At 62.8% G+C, this 15,335-nt stretch carries 17 protein-coding genes; 8 read left to right on the top strand and 9 right to left on the bottom strand.

The genetic code is table 11. The annotated features are described in order from the left end of the window. Positions 1 to 19: 19 nt before the first annotated feature. Positions 20 to 1,024, bottom strand: a complete 1,005-nt coding sequence (locus V6765_RS22025; RefSeq protein ID WP_448432755.1) for an Ldh family oxidoreductase — start codon at positions 1,022 to 1,024, stop codon at positions 20 to 22. A gap of 106 nt (positions 1,025 to 1,130) precedes the next feature. Between V6765_RS22025 and V6765_RS22020 the strand changes: the two genes are divergently transcribed. From V6765_RS22020 to V6765_RS22000, 5 genes are all read left to right on the top strand, one after another. Continuing rightward, positions 1,131 to 1,817, top strand: coding sequence for a GntR family transcriptional regulator (locus tag V6765_RS22020; RefSeq protein ID WP_448432754.1), 687 nt, complete (start codon positions 1,131 to 1,133; stop codon positions 1,815 to 1,817). After that, positions 1,814 to 3,373 (top strand): sugar ABC transporter ATP-binding protein, encoded by a 1,560-nt coding sequence (locus V6765_RS22015; RefSeq protein WP_448432753.1) that lies wholly within the window; start codon positions 1,814 to 1,816, stop codon positions 3,371 to 3,373. Before V6765_RS22020 ends, V6765_RS22015 begins: the two co-directional genes overlap by 4 nt. Next, positions 3,370 to 4,365 (top strand): ABC transporter permease, encoded by a 996-nt coding sequence (locus V6765_RS22010; RefSeq protein ID WP_230718540.1) that lies wholly within the window; start codon positions 3,370 to 3,372, stop codon positions 4,363 to 4,365. Before V6765_RS22015 ends, V6765_RS22010 begins: the two co-directional genes overlap by 4 nt. A 39-nt stretch (positions 4,366 to 4,404) precedes the next feature. Beyond that, complete coding sequence (locus V6765_RS22005) at positions 4,405 to 5,370, top strand: substrate-binding domain-containing protein (RefSeq protein WP_448432752.1); 966 nt, start codon at positions 4,405 to 4,407, stop codon at positions 5,368 to 5,370. A gap of 67 nt (positions 5,371 to 5,437) precedes the next feature. Beyond that, positions 5,438 to 6,031, top strand: a complete 594-nt coding sequence (locus V6765_RS22000; protein WP_132313804.1) for a DJ-1/PfpI family protein — start codon at positions 5,438 to 5,440, stop codon at positions 6,029 to 6,031. Between the two features lie 79 nt (positions 6,032 to 6,110). Here V6765_RS22000 and V6765_RS21995 read toward each other — a convergent pair whose 3' ends face one another. Further along, a complete protein-coding gene (locus V6765_RS21995; RefSeq protein ID WP_448432751.1) occupies positions 6,111 to 6,674 on the bottom strand; it encodes a TetR/AcrR family transcriptional regulator in 564 nt (187 codons plus the stop codon). Between the two features lie 164 nt (positions 6,675 to 6,838). On the opposite strand from V6765_RS21995, the gene V6765_RS21990 reads away from it, so the two are divergent. From V6765_RS21990 to V6765_RS21980, 3 genes are all read left to right on the top strand, one after another. Then, the gene (locus V6765_RS21990) at positions 6,839 to 7,240 is read left to right on the top strand and encodes a RidA family protein (protein WP_448432750.1); all 402 of its coding nucleotides are present in this window, start codon (positions 6,839 to 6,841) and stop codon (positions 7,238 to 7,240) included. 215 nt (positions 7,241 to 7,455) lie between these two features. Continuing rightward, on the top strand, positions 7,456 to 7,923 hold the full coding sequence (locus V6765_RS21985; RefSeq protein WP_448432749.1) for a VOC family protein: 468 nt from the start codon (positions 7,456 to 7,458) through the stop codon (positions 7,921 to 7,923). A gap of 5 nt (positions 7,924 to 7,928) precedes the next feature. Then, positions 7,929 to 8,294: a DUF1801 domain-containing protein gene (locus V6765_RS21980; RefSeq protein ID WP_448432748.1), complete on the top strand. Its 366-nt coding sequence runs from the start codon at positions 7,929 to 7,931 to the stop codon at positions 8,292 to 8,294. Here the strand turns inward: V6765_RS21980 and V6765_RS21975 are convergent. From V6765_RS21975 to V6765_RS21945, 7 genes are all read right to left on the bottom strand, one after another. After that, positions 8,247 to 8,834, bottom strand: a complete 588-nt coding sequence (locus tag V6765_RS21975) for a helix-turn-helix domain-containing protein (RefSeq protein ID WP_448432747.1) — start codon at positions 8,832 to 8,834, stop codon at positions 8,247 to 8,249. The two genes, V6765_RS21980 and V6765_RS21975, sit on opposite strands and share 48 nt — an antisense overlap. Before the next feature lie 236 nt (positions 8,835 to 9,070). Next, a complete protein-coding gene (locus tag V6765_RS21970; protein WP_448432746.1) occupies positions 9,071 to 10,117 on the bottom strand; it encodes an L-idonate 5-dehydrogenase in 1,047 nt (348 codons plus the stop codon). 159 nt (positions 10,118 to 10,276) lie between these two features. After that, complete coding sequence (locus V6765_RS21965) at positions 10,277 to 11,392, bottom strand: alpha/beta hydrolase family protein (protein ID WP_448432745.1); 1,116 nt, start codon at positions 11,390 to 11,392, stop codon at positions 10,277 to 10,279. After that, on the bottom strand, positions 11,389 to 12,387 hold the full coding sequence (locus V6765_RS21960) for an ABC transporter ATP-binding protein (RefSeq protein WP_448432744.1): 999 nt from the start codon (positions 12,385 to 12,387) through the stop codon (positions 11,389 to 11,391). The genes V6765_RS21965 and V6765_RS21960 overlap by 4 nt, the downstream gene beginning before the upstream one ends. Next, positions 12,387 to 13,361 (bottom strand): ABC transporter ATP-binding protein, encoded by a 975-nt coding sequence (locus V6765_RS21955; RefSeq protein ID WP_448432743.1) that lies wholly within the window; start codon positions 13,359 to 13,361, stop codon positions 12,387 to 12,389. The genes V6765_RS21960 and V6765_RS21955 overlap by 1 nt, the downstream gene beginning before the upstream one ends. Further along, a complete protein-coding gene (locus V6765_RS21950) occupies positions 13,358 to 14,296 on the bottom strand; it encodes an ABC transporter permease (RefSeq protein ID WP_448432742.1) in 939 nt (312 codons plus the stop codon). The genes V6765_RS21955 and V6765_RS21950 overlap by 4 nt, the downstream gene beginning before the upstream one ends. After that, complete coding sequence (locus tag V6765_RS21945; protein WP_448432741.1) at positions 14,293 to 15,270, bottom strand: ABC transporter permease; 978 nt, start codon at positions 15,268 to 15,270, stop codon at positions 14,293 to 14,295. Before V6765_RS21945 ends, V6765_RS21950 begins: the two co-directional genes overlap by 4 nt. Positions 15,271 to 15,335: the final 65 nt, after the last annotated feature.

The following is a 15,335-nucleotide window of genomic DNA, read 5'->3' as shown; positions in this document are numbered from 1 at the left end:
TGTCTCCTTTGATTTTTCCTCAGCCTTCCGAGAGGGCCCGGATTTCTTCATGCAGCGGATCGGACAGGTCGATGCCCTCGGCGAGCGCCCTCATCCTGCGGGCGCGCATCCCGTCGCCTGGAACAGCCACCGGCCGCGAAGGGTCGGCCGCGCGAGAGGCGCGCAGACGATTAAGGTAAGCGGCCAGTCCGGAGGGATGCCCTTCCCCTGCCGCGGGATCGATCAGAATGATGATGTCGCCCTTGTTCGCTTGTCTGGTGGCGTCCAGCGTGCCGCCGACCTCGGGCGCGAAGGCCGATCCCGCCAGCGATGCGACCAGCAGTTCCACGGCGAGACCGAGGCCGTATCCCTTGGCCTCGCCGAAGGGCGCGATCGCGCCGGTCCGCGCCGCTTCGGGATCGGTGGTGCGGCGGCCGTCGGCATCGACGGCCCAGTCATCCGGGATCGGCGCGCCGGTCAGGGCATGGTGATGGATTTTTCCCATAGAAACGCGACTGGTGGCGATGTCGAGGATGAAGGGCTCGGCGTCGGTGGGAATGCCGATGGCGACCGGGTTGGTTCCAAGCATCGCTTCCGTGCCGCCATAGGGATGCACCAGCGCCTCGCTGGTGGTCATCACGATGCCGATCAATCCCCGCTCGGCCGCCGCCTCGACATAATAGGCGAGCATTCCGATGTGATTGGCGTTGCGGATAGATGCCAGCGCGATGCCCTGTTCGGGCGTCACCGCCGCAAGCCGCTCCATGGCGCGCATCATGACGACCGGGCCGAGCCCGCGCTCTCCATCGATGGTGAAAGCACCGGCACCGGCTCTGCGCGCCTTGCCGCCAGCGGCCGGATCGGCAAGGCCGGCGCGCAGGCGCGCAATGAGCCGGGGCAATCTCTGGACGCCATGAGAGGGCAGCCCCCGCAGTTCCGCCTCAATCAGGAGGTCGGCCTGAAGCGATGCGTTGGCGGGCTCGACCTTCTGCGCCAGCAGCGCTTTCTCCGCAATCGCGCGCAGATAATCGGCCGAAACCAACAAATGCCAACCCTCCCAGATCAAATCGTATATGATATTGTATTTGACATTCGATATCATATCGACGATAAAGCGAAGCATGTCAAGAATGCAGCCCGGGGAGGTTCAGATGGCGGTAACGACGGATCACGACCAGAAAGGCGGGTTCGCACGGCCCCTGAGCATTTCCGAAAGCGTCCACGAACAGATTTACCAGCGCATCATGTCACTGGAGATCCTGCCCGGTGCGCGAATCCCGATCGACCAGCTGGCGCGGGAGCTGAATGTCTCCCAGACCCCGGTGCGCGACGCCCTCACCCGGCTGGAACGCGAGGGGCTGGTGCGCAAGGCCCACCTGATCGGCTACTCGGCCGCGCCCCAGCTAACGCCCAAGGAGTTCGACGACCTCTACAGGTTCCGGCTGATGCTGGAGCCGGAGAGCGCCCGGCAGGCCTGCCTCAGGCTGACCCCCGAAAAGCTCGAGCAGCTGGAAAAGGCGGCGGCCGACATGGAGAAGGGCGAGCAGCCCGTGAGCCGCAACAGCCGCTATTCCCGCTTTGCTCGGGCGGATGCGCATTTTCACGAGGAGATCCTGAAGGTCGCGGACAACGAGTTCGCCCGCCAGGCGCTGACCGACAGGCACATCCACCTGCACATTTTCCGCCTGATGTTCCACAGCCGCGTGACCCAGGAAGCGCTGGAGGAGCATGAGCGCCTGCTCGCCGCGTTCCGCGCCGGCGATGCGGATGCGGCCTACCACGCAATGCACGATCACATCGAGCGGTCGCGGGACCGGCTCGCGGCGGCCTTCGAATGAGCTTCGCCGTGACCGATACCGCCGTTGACCGCCCGGCGCAGGAAACGCCTGTGCTGCGCGCCGAGGACCTTTCCAAGGCCTATGGCCCGATCACGGTCTTGAGCGATGTGACGCTGGATATAGTCGCGGGCGAGGTGCACGCGATCATCGGAGAGAACGGCGCCGGCAAGTCGACCCTGATGAAGCTTCTCTCGGGCCACGCCACGCCGACGGGCGGCGCGATGTCGATGGCGGGAACACCGGTCGCCTTCGCCAACGCCGTTCAGGCCGAGGATGCCGGCGTCGTTCTGGTGCATCAGGAAATCCTGCTCGCGCCCGACCTCACCGTAGCGGAGAACCTTTTCCTGGGGCGCGAACTGTCGCGCGGGCTTGCCGTGGATGACCGCATGATGAACCGCCGCACAGCCGAGGTGCTGGCGCGGGTCGGCTCCACCGCGCGCCCGACCACGCTTGTGGGTGATCTGCCGCTCGCGCAGCGCCAGCTCGTGCAGATCGCCCGCGCCCTGCTCGACGATCGCAAGGTCGTGATCCTGGATGAACCGACGGCGATGCTGGCCAATGACGAGGTCGACGCGCTTCTGGAGATTGTCCGGAACCTGCGCGCCCATGGCGTGGCGGTGCTCTACATCTCCCACCGGCTGGAAGAGGTCGAGGCGGTGGCCGATCGCGTCACCGTTCTGCGTGACGGCAAGATGATCGGCACCTGGCCCGCAAGCGAGCTCGACCAGCGCCAGATGGCCGAACTGATGGTCGGGCGGGAACTCTCGATGTTGTACCCGCCGAAACGGGAGCCGGCGACCGCTGAACCGATTCTGAGCGTCGAAGAGCTCTCGGTCGACCACGGCAAGTTCTCAGGTTCCTTCAGAGTCCGACCGGGCGAAGTGCTCGGCATCGGCGGCATGATCGGGGCCGGCCGCACGGAACTGATCGAGGGCTTGATGGGACTTCGCCCCGCACAGGCGCGCGCGATCTCGGTCAACGGCACGCCCGTCGTCAAGCCCGATGTCGGCTCGATGATGGCCGCGGGCGTCGTCTACCTGACCGAGGACCGCAAGGGCAAAGGCCTCCTTCTCAACGAGGGACTGGGCCCGAACCTGACACTCCAGGCGCTCGACATGATCCTTCCCGGCCTGCGCCTCAACCGCAGGAAGGAAGCCGGCGCCGTGCAGTCGGCCGTGCAGGACTACGACATCCGGGTTCGCACGCTCTCGGTGGAGGCCGGGCAGCTTTCGGGCGGCAACCAGCAGAAGCTGCTGCTGGCCAAGGTGATGCTCGCCGAACCCTCGATCGTCATCATCGACGAGCCGACGCGGGGCATCGACATCGGCAACAAGAGCCAAATCTACCACTTCATCGACGAACTCGTCCGGGCCGACAAGGCCTGCGTCGTGATCTCATCCGAACTGCCAGAGCTCGTCGGCCTGTCCGACCGCGTGCTGGTGATGCGTGGAGGACGCTTCGTTGCCGAGCTGACGGGCGACGACATCACCGAGCAGAACGTCGTCTATGCCGCCGCGAGCAGCAGACATGATACCGAGGGGAGGAACCGCGCATGAGCAGCGCAGACATAACAACGCTTCCGGAAAGAGAAGGCTTCAAGATCCGCTGGAGCGATCTCGCTCCGTTCATCGCCCTGGCATTGATCGTGCTTTTGGGCACGATGATCAATTCCAATTTCATGGCGACGAACAACATCCTGAACGTCATCACGCGCAGCGCCTTCATCGCCATTATCGGCGTCGGCGCAACCTTCGTGATCGCGACCGGCGGACTGGATCTGTCGGTGGGTTCGATGCTGGCCTTCGTCGTCGGCATCATGATCATGGCGATGAACGCGCTCGTCCCTTACCTTGGGCCCTGGGCGATCCCGGCGGGCGCGCTGGTCGCGCTGGTCGTGGGTTCGCTCTGCGGCCTGCTGAACGGGTTGATCATCACCGTGGGGCGCATCGAGCCCTTCATCGTCACCCTCGGCACGATGGGGATTTTCCGGGCCTTCATCACCTACATGACCGACGGCGGCTCACTGTCCATCGATCGCAGCCTCAGGAGTGCCTACCGGCCCGTCTATTTCGGCGATTTCCTCGGCATTCCCTATCCGGTGCTGATCACCATCGTGATCGCCCTGCTCGGCGCGTTCATCCTCTACCGGACGAAATACGGCCGCCGCGTTACTGCCGTCGGCTCGAATTCCGACGTTGCGCGGTTTTCCGGCGTTCATGTCGGCCGGATCAGGACCATGGCTTTCGTCATACAAGGCTTCTGCGTCGCCGTTGCCGCCATCTGCTACGTCCCGCGCCTCGGCGCGGCCACGCCGACCACCGGTCAGCTCTGGGAGCTCCAGGTCATCACCGCCGTCGTCATCGGCGGCACGCTTCTGCGTGGCGGCAAGGCCCATATCTGGGGCACCGTTGCCGGCGCGCTCATTCTCGAGGTTATCGCCAACGTCATGGTTCTTTCGGACATGGTGTCGGAATACCTCGTGGCCGCGGTCCAGGGGGCGATCATCATCATCGCCATGCTGGCTCACCGCTTCACCAGCTCTCGCTGAAACGGCGAGGCTCACATCTAAACTGAGGAGGAGGAAACTATGACAATCAAGACCGGAAGGCTGGCGCTCCTGTCGGCCACAGTGGCGGCGGGAACGCTGCTCGGGCAGGCCGCTTTTGCCCAGGACAAGGAATTCACCATCGCCGTTTCCGTGCCGGCGGCCACGCATGGCTGGACCGGTGGCGTGGTCTACCATGCCGAGCAGGCGGAAAAGCAGATCGAGGCCGCTTTCCCGAACATCGACATCATCGTCTCGACGGCCTCTTCGGCGACGGCGCAGGTGTCGTCCCTAGAGGACCTGTCGGCGACGAACGAGCTCGACGCGCTTGTCATCCTGCCCTTCACGTCGGAGGAGCTGACGGGGCCGGTGGAGCAGGTCGCCTCGAACGGCACCTTCATCACCGTGGTCGACCGGGGTCTTTCCGATCCGTCGATCCAGGACCTCTATGTCGCCGGCGACAACATCGCCGTCGGCGCGAACACGGCGAAATGGCTGGTCGACAAGCTCGGCGGCGAAGGCGAGATTGTCGTGCTGCGCGGCATCCCCACCGTGATCGATGACGAACGCATTCAGGGCTTCAAGGATGTCATCGACCAGACCGACATCGAAATCCTCGACATGCAATATGCCAACTGGAATCAGGACGAAGCCTTCACCCTGATGCAGGATTATCTCGCCCGCTATCCGAATATCGATGCGGTCTGGGCCAATGATGATGACATGCTGCTCGGCGTGATCGAGGCTGTCGATCAGGCCGGACGGGAAGACGTCCAGTACGCGCTTGGCGGCAACGGCATGAAACAGGTGATCGAGATGGTGCAGGCGGGCGATGAGCGCACGCCCATTTCCACCCCCTACCCGCCGTCGATGATCGCCTCGGCCATGTACATGACCGCGGCGCAGTTTGCCGGCCAGGCGCCGATGCGCGGATCGTTCAAGCTGGACGCTCCGCTGATCACGCCCGAGAACGCGGACCAGTTCTACTTCCCCGACTCCCCGTTCTGAGCCGAAACACCCTGTCCGGCCGTCTTGCGGCGGCCGGACGGATCAATCCCACAATCAGGAGATCGAGATGAGCGGCAAGAAAATCCTCATGCTCACCGGCGAATTCACCGAAGAATATGAAATCTACGTCTATCAACAGGGCATGGAAGCCGTCGGCCACACGGTTCACGTCGTCTGCCCGGACAAGAACGAAGGCGACCTGATCAAGACGTCGCTTCACGATTTCGAGGGCGATCAGACCTATACCGAAAAGCCCGGCCATTTCGCCGAGATCAACAAGACCTTCTCCGAAGCCGAGGCCGAGCTCGACAGCTATGACGCGGTCTATGCCGCGGGCGGCCGCGGGCCGGAATATATCCGGACCGACCCGCGCATCCAGGCGATGGTCCGGCATTTCCACGAGGCCGGCAAGCCGATCTTCACGATCTGCCACGGCGTGCAGATCCTGATGGCGGTGCCCGGCGTGCTCAAGGGCCGCAAGGTCGCCGGTCTCGGCGCCTGCGCCCCGGAAGTCGCGGCGGTCGGCGGCACCTATATCGACGTCGAGCCGAAAGAGGCCTATGTCGACGGCACGATGGTATCGGCCAAGGGTTGGACCGGGCTCGCCGCCTTCATGCGGGAATGCCTCAAGGTCCTCGGCACGGAAATCCGCCATAGCTGAGTGATAGGCAAGCAAAGCGCAGGGTCGCAGCAATGCGGCCCGCGCGAACGGCCCTGTTTCGGCCCGAAAAGAGCCGAGCTCAGTCGGCAAGAAGTCCCGACGCCAGTGCGGTGAAAGCCTCGATGGCCCCGGCAAGGGTTTCCTCCGGCCTGTCGCTGGCCGACACCCAGAGCGCCGCATTGAGCGCCGCTCCGTTCAGCAATCGCGCGGCCGCATCGACATCGACCTTTTTGACGATGCCGGCGTCGATCAGCCCAATGAGGACCGATTTGGTTTCCTCGAGGCAGGCGCTTTGGCTTGGCCAGTGCGACGGATCGCCGAGAAAGGCGGGCCCGTCCAGCAGGACAATGCGTTGCACCTCGGGTTCGAGTGAAAGTTCGATATAGGCGACGCCCTCGGCCAGAAGCGCATCCCAAGCCCCCTCCACATGCCGGCTCGCCTCCCGGGCCCGCGCCGCGATCTCGCCGTCCACCTGCGCCACCACGGCCGCCAGCAGCCCCTTCTTGTCTCCGAAATTGTGGTAGAGCGCGCCGCGTGTCAGTCCCGCGGCCGCCGTCAGATCGTCCATGGATGCGGCGGCGAAGCCTTTTTCCGCAAAGGCCCGCCGCGCCGCGGCAATCAGCTTGGCACGGGTCTCTTCCATCATCTCCGATCGGGTCCTCGAGGGCATATCGTGCTCCACCTTCCAACGCTGGCGCACGCCTGTTGACATACGCCGCGTATGTATACTACTTGACATACGCTGCGTATATCATTTCACGCGCAGACTGAGAAGTCCGAAACACGCCAGCCAATGGAGCCAAGACAATGACCAAGCCAGAACCCGTCTTCCCCGCCAACCGACACGCCCTTTACGAGGCGCACGGCTATTCCGCGGCCATTCGGTCGGGCGATCTGCTTTTCGTATCCGGCCAGGTCGGCAGCCGTGCCGATGGCACCCCGGAACCGGATTACCGGCAACAGGCGCGGCAGGCTTTCGCGAACCTGAAGGCGGTCCTGGCGTCCGCCGGGTGCGGACTTGCCGACATCGTCGATGTGACCAGCTTTCACACCGACCCAGAAGGCCAGTTCGCGGACTTCATGGAGGTCAAGAACGAGGTGTTTCCCGAAGCGCCCTACCCGAACTGGACCGCTATCGGCGTCAACTGGCTTGCCGGCTTCGACCTGGAAATCAAGGTGATTGCCCGCATCCCGGAGACGGCGGCTTAGAACCCCTCAGGATTAAACGGAAGCGTTCTGCGAGCGTGTTCATTTCATGTTCTGAAGACCATGAAACGCCACCCTTGCGGGCTTGCCGCGGTGACCCTGGATCAACTCATGCCGGAACGGCCCCCGCAATAAGGAAAGCGCCCGGCAACCACCTTGGTGACGAGCGGTTGGACGGCAAAAGAGTTCGTCGATGACGGCGTTCACATGATTGCGTGATGTCGGATTTCTTCAAGACGTGTCATGTCCCTGGGGTTTACTGCAAATGTGAACCAACCCAGAGTGAGGCTCCTGAAATGATATTTCGCTACACAATCTTGTACGTGGATGACGTCCCGGCATCCGTGGACTTCTTCGAGAAGGCGTTCGGCTTTGAACGCGCATTTCTCCATGAAAGCGGTGACTACGGCGAACTGGCGACCGGCGAGACCAAGCTCGCCTTTTCCTCGAAAGCGCTGATGCGCCAGCTCGGCAAGAACCCGGCTTCACCAAGGCCGGATGCCCCCACATTCGAGATCGCCTTCGAAACGGATGACGTCGCGAGCGCCTTGAAAAGGGCGGTCGACGCCGGCGCCACGCTCGTTCAGGACGTGCGGGACGAGCCATGGGGGCAGACGACCTCTTATGTGGCTGATCCGAACGGGTACCTGATCGAGATCTGCTCCGCAGTGCAACTGCCGGGGTGAGGATGATGGAGGAAATCATCGAACGGCTGAAGGCCGCAATCCTGAAGGTCGAACCCAGCGCTGCATGCCTTGAAAAATATGGCGGCCTCGTCTTCGAGAGCATCCCCGGACAGCCCAAATCGCAGTTCTGCGGCATCTTTGCCCATACAAACCACGTTTCGCTGGAATTCACCCATGGCGCGCGATTGAACGATCCGGACCGAATTCTGGAAGGCAGCGGCAAATATCGCCGTCACATCACAATCAGGCGCCTGTCGGACATTACCGAAAAGCGGTGCGAAGCCTTTCTCAGCCAGGCGGTCAGACCTCAGGGCGAAACCCTTTCACCAGTTGCCCAGGCCGGGTTGCGCCAGATCGTTCATGACGCCTGAGTGTTGGCGAAGCTGCACGGGCGTGCGTCCAAACCACCGGACGAACTCCCGCGTCATATGCGCCTGATCACTGTAGCCATATTCGAGCGCAATCTCCGCGATCGGAACCCGACAAGGCAAGGCCTGCACCGCCCGCCTGGCGCGTCCCAGCTGTCGCCAGAAGGCCGGAGTCGGCAAAGAGAGGCGCCTGAAATGACGTTGCAGGCTTCGCTCCGAGACACCTTGCTGCCTGGCCGCCCATTCCACGCTGCTGTCTGGAAGGCCGAGAATATCGATGATCTCGGAGGCTTCCTGGTTATAGCTGACCCTGTCGTCGATCTCCGCTTCCAGACCGCAGAGGTCGCCATGTCCGAACTGGACGTCGTCGAGACGGATGGTGGCACCGGGCCGCAACCGATAGCCGATCAAAGACGTTCCCGCCGGAAGCTTCACTTGCCTTGGCGCGAAGTCCAAATCGGTGACGCCAATCAGCGCGTGTCCAGTCCTGTCGCTGGAGGAGACGAGGATATCGATGCATCCATCAGGCAGAACGAGCGCCACTTCGTCTGCCTCGGCGGTATAGGTCCAGCGATGAACACGCGGACCACTCTCATCGGCGGGATGGTACATGAGTCTACGATAGGACCGAAACCGCCATCGATCCAGCGCAAAAGTAACGCCTGGCCGGCGGTTGCCGCGGTCGACAGCGTCTCGAGCTGGCGGTCGCGCTTATGGACCGCCGGGGGTGACACTGCGCAACAACGATTCCGAAGGCGATGCGCCTGCGGGCCTGGCCATCAGCTGATCTCCTGAAGGTTGATCTGGACCTTCGAGTTTCGGGCCCGATCAAGCGCCGCATCAAGCGCTTCCTGAACCTGGGACAGGGGCCAGGCGCCGGTGATCATCGGCGCGACGTCGATCGTCTGATCGGCAATCATCCTGGCGGCTTCCTGAAATTCCCGGTCGAAGCGATGGGTTCCGATCATGACGATCTCCTTGGCGACCAACCGCCCAAGCGGAAGCGACGTGCTGCCGGCAACCCCGACTTCGACGAGAACGCCGCATGGTTTGAGCGCCTCGACCGCATCCGCGATTGCACTTGCGGCCGCCGAGCATTCGAATGCCACATCCACCTCGCCCAGCGACGTTCTCCAGCTCTCGTTCGTTCCGACGCGGAATGTCTGGTCGACACCCATTTGCGTCGCGATCGCAAGCGGCTTCTCCTGCACATCCGTTATCGCAACGAAGGCCGCTCCCTTCGCTTTGGCGGCTGCCGCCGTCAAAAGGCCAATGGGCCCGGCTCCTGTCACCAGAACCCGCTTTCCGCCAAGATCGCCCGGAACCCGCGATAGCGCATGAAGGCAAACGGCGAGCGGTTCCGTGCATGCGGCCGCGCCGGGATCCGCGCCTTCCGGGAAGGCAACACATTGCGCTGCCGGCACGGTCAACTGGCTGCGATAAAGGCCCTGCTCGTGGGGCATGTACATGGCGCTGCCACGAAAGCGCATGTTCCGGCAGTGCCGCGGCAGTCCGGCGGCGCAACGGTCGCAGCGACCGCAGGGCTGACTGGGATTGATCGCAACCAGCGTACCGACGGCAATATCCGCGCCCCGACCCGCTGCTTCGACATAGCCCGAAGCTTCGTGACCAAGGATGATCGGTTCGCAGACGCGGATCGTACCCACCCCGCCATGGTCGTAATAATGTAGATCCGATCCGCATATCCCGCCCCTCGCCATACGAAGGCGAACCTCGCCATCGCCGGGCTGGGCCGCAACGCCGGCTTCCACCCTGATGTCATGAATGCCGTGAAGGCGAGCGAAGTACGATTCCACGTTGCACATAACTTTCTCCTGAGCACCACGACCTGGGAGCCGCCGCAGCGCGTATAAAGTTCAGATATTTTGGATTGTCGGGACCGGAGCGGCAGGTGTTCCAAAGAAACGCGGAACGGCTTCAGCTGTCGGTTCTAAGCAATTCCGGACCGTGAACCGGCATCCACTTCACCCGGAATTGCTCCGGGCGGCGGGTGGCGACATCAGCTTTTCGAACGCCGACCAGCCGATGTCCTCGTAAAAGCGGTGACCCTCTTCGCCCTGTGCGAAGACAATATCATCCGGCCGTCCCTGCGCGGCAAAGATTGTCCGTGCTTGCGCGAAAGCCTCGTCGACGCCCTGATGCGGGAATAGCGGATCGTGCCGTCCCATTACGACCGCGACCCGCGCCGTCTCGATAGCGCCGGCTATATCGGCGAAGTCGAACCATTCGAGCATACCCGGCAGGTAGTTGTCAGTGCAGTGATCGATTGCGCCGATGCTCTTTCCGACCGTGCAGAAGCACGAGGCCACAATCGCGCCCTTGATCCGCTGCTCGACGGCGGCGGCATACCACGCGACGGTGCCGCCGCCGGAGTTTCCCATCACGTTGATGGCATCGGCATTGACCCCCTCGATTTCCGCAATGGCATCGCAGGCGCGGACGATATCGAATACCCGCTCGCCGAGGATCGTGCGACCAAGCAGCAGCGCGGTCATCGCGGTATGCTTGCAGGTGTGATTGTCGTCGTTGACCTCCAGGTCCAGGGTCCTGCGGCAGCAATCGGCGCGTCCGTCGGAGCGCAAGCCGAAGGCGCGCTGCTCCATGGCAATGGCCGCATAGCCTCGCCGCACCGCCTGAAGCGCAAAATCACGATCGCCGCCGAGATCTTCCACGTCGCGATCATGCACCACTTCTCCAATCGAGATGTGCATGCCGGTGGTATGCCCCTGCAGGCAGATCATGACCGGCAAGGGACCGCGCGTGTTCTTCGGCAACAGCAGACGGCAGGGGACTTCGACGCCGGGCTCGCTCTCGAAGACGAGATCCTGCGCGAGATGATCGCCCATGTCCTTGCGTTCGCCGAGCATCTCGACACGCGGCGCGTCCGCCGGTCGCTCGGGCATGCGCAGGAGTTCGATCAGCTTTGCGCGCAACTGTCGCGACCAGTCCTGATAACTCGCCTCGCCCGTGAAGGCGAGCTTTCGCGGCGCCGCGGCGATCAGCCGCTGATGCAGGGCCTGCGAGGCGAATTTTTCCGGGCGCTGTTCGGCGAAGGTGAAACGATCGGGAACTCTGGTCATGCAAGACGTCCTTCTTCGATGGCGTGGCATGCGACGTGACCGCCGGAGACCGGTGTTGGAACCGGCCGTTCGGCGCGACAGCGATCGTTCGCAAACGAGCATCGGGGATTAAACGGGCACCCGGCCGGCGGTGAAATCGGGTTCGGCACTTCGCCGGTCATCACGGCGGGCCGGCGTCCGGGTTTGTCGGCGCGTGGAATCGTGTCGAGCAGCATCCGCGTGTAAGGGTGAGCGGGGGCAGCGAAGAGGTCGCCGGCTTCGCGGTCTTCCACCAACTGCCCGAGATACATCACGCCAACATGGTCGGCCATATGATGCACGACCGAAAGGTCATGCGTGATAAGAAGGAAAGCAAGGCCACGCTCAGCCTGCACATCCTTGAGCACGTTGAGAATCTGCGCCTGGACGGACACGTCCAGAGCCGAAGTCGGCTCGTCGCATATGAGAAACTGCGGCTCGCACGCAAGCGCGCGGGCGATCGAGATGCGCTGCCGCTGCCCGCCGGAGAACTCGTGCGGGAACTTGGCCGCCGCATTGCCGGGCAAGCCGACCGCCGAAAGCGCCGCGAGCGTGGCTTCACGCATGTCCCGCCGCGACACGGTTCCCGATGCCTTAAACGCCTCCTGGAGAATCCTGGCCACCGTCCAGCGCGGATTGAGGCTGGCATAGGGATCCTGGAATATCATCTGGATGCGGCGACCCCTGCGCCAGGCGGCAAGCCGCGCCGAAGGCTTTGCCAGGTCCTTGCCGTCAAGCGTGATCTCGCCTTCTGTGGGAGGTTCCAGCCCGGAGAGCATTTTCGCAATGGTCGATTTTCCGCACCCGCTTTCGCCCACAAGCGCCATCGTTCGACCGGGTTTCAGGGTCAGGCTGACGTCGCGAACCGCCTTCACGGTCAGAGACCCTGAGCGGCCTGGCGGCGGCGGCAAATGGTAGGTCTTGGAAAGCGCGTGCGCTTCCAGAGCGTCGTTCGGCGCGTTGGTGGGTTCGGCCATCAGATCAACTCCTCGGCGTAGTGGCAGGCCACGTCGCGCCCGTCCAGTCGCCTCAGGGCAGGCCGTTCGAGCGCACAGCGTTCGGTGGCGTGGTTGCAGCGCGTTCGGTAGGCACAGCCCGACGGGATCGCGGTCAACGAAGGCATGCTTCCGGCGATCTGCGGCAGCCTTGCTTCCTTTTTCACGATCGAGGGGATGGAGGCGAGAAGGCCGCGCGTATAGGGATGGCGCGGTTCCATCAACACGTCTTCAACCTTTCCGACCTCGACAATACGCCCGGCATAGAGAACCGCGACACGATCCGCCGTCTCGGCGACCACGCCCATATCGTGCGTGACGAGAATGATGGAGGTGCCATGATCCCGGCTGAGACCACGCAGCAGTTCGAGAATCTGCGCCTGGATTGACACGTCGAGCGCCGTGGTCGGCTCGTCGGCGATGATCAGCTTGGGACGCAGCGCGATCGCCAGCGCGATCACCACGCGCTGCCGCATGCCGCCGGAGAACTCATGCGGGTACTGGTGCAAACGGTCAGCCGGCGCGGGAATGCCGACTTCTTCAAGGAGTTTCAGGGCGCGCGCCTCCGCAGCCTCTCTGGAAATCGCCTCATGCGTCCGAATGGTCCGTATGAGTTGCTGTGCGACGGTATAGAGCGGATTGAGGCTGGTCAGCGGATCCTGAAAGATCGTGCCGATCTCGGCGCCTCTGAGACGCTGCATCTCACGCTCGGAAAGCGTATCGATGCGCCTGCCTTCAAAGCGGATTTCTCCGCCGGTGACGCGACAGCGGGCGGGCAATAGTCCGTTGATCGCCGAACCGGTCAAGGATTTGCCGGCGCCGGATTCACCCACGAGCGCGACGATTTCGCCTTCGCCGATTTCAAGATGAATATCCGAAAGAACCTGCAACTCCCCGCGGCGCGTTTTGAAGGCCGCGTTCAGGTGATCGATCTCGAGGAGATTGCTGACGGTCATTTGGCGATCCTTGGATTGAGGGCCTCACGAAGCCAGTCGCCGAAAACATTGACCGACAATGCCAGGAGTACCAGCGCCAGCGCCGGAAACACCGTCATCCACCACTCGCCGGAGAACAGGTAATCATTGCCTGTCCTGATCAGTGTGCCGAGCGAGGGCTGGGTTGGCGGCATGCCAACGCCGAGGAAAGACAGCGTGGCCTCGGCGATAATCGCGCTGGCCAGGCCAAGCGTCGCGATGACGATGATCGGTCCGAGGATATTGGGAAGGATGTGGCGGAACAGAATGGTGGGCGCTGCCACATGCATGATGCGCGCCGCCTTCACATATTCCCGGTTCCTTTCGACCAGCGTCGAACCGCGCGCGGTGCGGGCATATTGCACCCAGTCGGACAGCCCGATCGAAAAGACCAGCACAGGCAGGGCCAGAAGGTTCTGCGTATCGCGTTCGAAAGTGGCCGAGACGACGCCGCTGATCAAAAGAGCGACCAGAATGGCGGGGAAGCTCAACTGAATGTCGGCAAAACGCATGACGACGGATTCGATCCAACCACTCACATAGCCGGCCAACAGTCCCAGGAACAGGCCGATCGCGATGGCGAGAATCACGGCTGCGAAGCCAACAAGGAGGGACATCCGCGTTCCGTACATGATCAGCGAAAGCACGTCGCGCCCCTGATCGTCGGTGCCGAGTGGAAATGCCCAACTCCCCCCGGGCGCCCAGGCCGGCGGCATCAGCCCGTTCATCAGATCAGGCGGCAGAAAGGGATTGTGAGGCGCCAGAAGAGGTGCGCCCACTGCCGCGATCAGGATGATCGCGAAGACGAGGGCCGACACCACGGCGCGCGGAGAATGTGCGAAGGCGTGGACGAGATCGCTGTCGAGAAAACGCGACATGGCGCTCCGGTGGTCAATGTCCTGGTTGTGCAAGGTCATTTGGCGGCTCCGGGAGCGCGAAGCCTCGGATCGACGCGGTAATAGAGAAGGTCGACACAGAGATTCAGCGTGACAAAGAAGATCGAGACGAGCACGAGATAGGTCGCCAGAACGGGCACATCGGCGTAATTGACCGCCTGAATGAACATCAGGCCGATACCGGGCCACTGGAAAACGGTTTCCGTAATGATCGAGAAAGCGACGACAGCGCCCATCTGCAGACCGATAATGGTCATAACCGGGATCAACGTATTCTTGAGCGCCTCGCGGAACCAGATGGTTTTCTGGCGCAATCCGCGCGCGCGGGCAAAACGAATATAATCAGTCTCAAGCACTTCCTGCATTTCGGCGCGCACGAGGCGAACAATGAGTGTTGCCTGGAAGAAAGCGAGGGTGATCGAGGGCAGTATGAAGGAGGCCAGCCCGCTGCGGGTCAGGAAGCCCGTATGCCACCAGCCGATCGCCACGGTCTCTCCGCGCCCGAAGGAGGGCAGCCAGCCGAGTTCGACCGAGAAAATCAGGATCAGGAACATGCCGATGAGGAAGGTGGGAAGCGAAACGCCGACGAGCGAGCCCATCAGCAGGCCTTGGGCGATCCAGCTCTTTCCCCGGATCGCGGTGTAGATGCCAAGCGGAATGCCGACAAATATGGCGAGTAGGATACCGCAGGCCGCCAGTTCGACGGTCGCCGGCAGCCGCTCGGCCAGCATTGTGGAAACGGGCATGTTCAGGCGGTAGGATACCCCGAAATCGCCCTGGAAAAACTTGACGAGAAAATCGAAGTAGCGAACCGGCAAGGGCCGGTCGAGGCCAAGGCTTGCGCGCATCTGCGCGCGCTCGGCGAGCGAGGTTTCGGGACCCGCCATATTGGCGACGGGGTCACCGATGAAATTGAACATCAGGAAAGCAATAAAGGCAACGCACAGAACGACGAAGACCGCCTGAAGCACGCGCTTGAGCAGATATTGCATCATTGGGGGACTACCTTTTTGCGGCGGAAAATGCCCGGAGCGAAGCCTCTCCGCTCCGGGCCGGCATA

It is taken from the genome of Martelella sp. FOR1707 (assembly GCF_053484265.1).
Note: the sequence above shows the minus strand (reverse complement) of the source record. Positions and strands in the feature narration are given on the sequence as shown.

What these genes read in the sequence shown, in the direction of transcription:
- V6765_RS22020 (WP_448432754.1), top strand. Translation starts at nt 1,131, where the DNA reads ATGGCGGTAACGACGGATCACGACCAGAAAGGCGGGTTCGCACGGCCC.
- V6765_RS22015 (WP_448432753.1), top strand. Translation starts at nt 1,814, where the DNA reads ATGAGCTTCGCCGTGACCGATACCGCCGTTGACCGCCCGGCGCAGGAA.
- V6765_RS22010 (WP_230718540.1), top strand. Translation starts at nt 3,370, where the DNA reads ATGAGCAGCGCAGACATAACAACGCTTCCGGAAAGAGAAGGCTTCAAG.
- V6765_RS22005 (WP_448432752.1), top strand. Translation starts at nt 4,405, where the DNA reads ATGACAATCAAGACCGGAAGGCTGGCGCTCCTGTCGGCCACAGTGGCG.
- V6765_RS22000 (WP_132313804.1), top strand. Translation starts at nt 5,438, where the DNA reads ATGAGCGGCAAGAAAATCCTCATGCTCACCGGCGAATTCACCGAAGAA.
- V6765_RS21995 (WP_448432751.1), bottom strand. Translation starts at nt 6,674, where the DNA reads ATGGAAGAGACCCGTGCCAAGCTGATTGCCGCGGCGCGGCGGGCCTTT.
- V6765_RS21990 (WP_448432750.1), top strand. Translation starts at nt 6,839, where the DNA reads ATGACCAAGCCAGAACCCGTCTTCCCCGCCAACCGACACGCCCTTTAC.
- V6765_RS21985 (WP_448432749.1), top strand. Translation starts at nt 7,456, where the DNA reads ATGTCGGATTTCTTCAAGACGTGTCATGTCCCTGGGGTTTACTGCAAA.
- V6765_RS21980 (WP_448432748.1), top strand. Translation starts at nt 7,929, where the DNA reads ATGGAGGAAATCATCGAACGGCTGAAGGCCGCAATCCTGAAGGTCGAA.
- V6765_RS21970 (WP_448432746.1), bottom strand. Translation starts at nt 10,117, where the DNA reads ATGTGCAACGTGGAATCGTACTTCGCTCGCCTTCACGGCATTCATGAC.
- V6765_RS21965 (WP_448432745.1), bottom strand. Translation starts at nt 11,392, where the DNA reads ATGACCAGAGTTCCCGATCGTTTCACCTTCGCCGAACAGCGCCCGGAA.
- V6765_RS21960 (WP_448432744.1), bottom strand. Translation starts at nt 12,387, where the DNA reads ATGGCCGAACCCACCAACGCGCCGAACGACGCTCTGGAAGCGCACGCG.
- V6765_RS21955 (WP_448432743.1), bottom strand. Translation starts at nt 13,361, where the DNA reads ATGACCGTCAGCAATCTCCTCGAGATCGATCACCTGAACGCGGCCTTC.
- V6765_RS21950 (WP_448432742.1), bottom strand. Translation starts at nt 14,296, where the DNA reads ATGACCTTGCACAACCAGGACATTGACCACCGGAGCGCCATGTCGCGT.
- V6765_RS21945 (WP_448432741.1), bottom strand. Translation starts at nt 15,270, where the DNA reads ATGATGCAATATCTGCTCAAGCGCGTGCTTCAGGCGGTCTTCGTCGTT.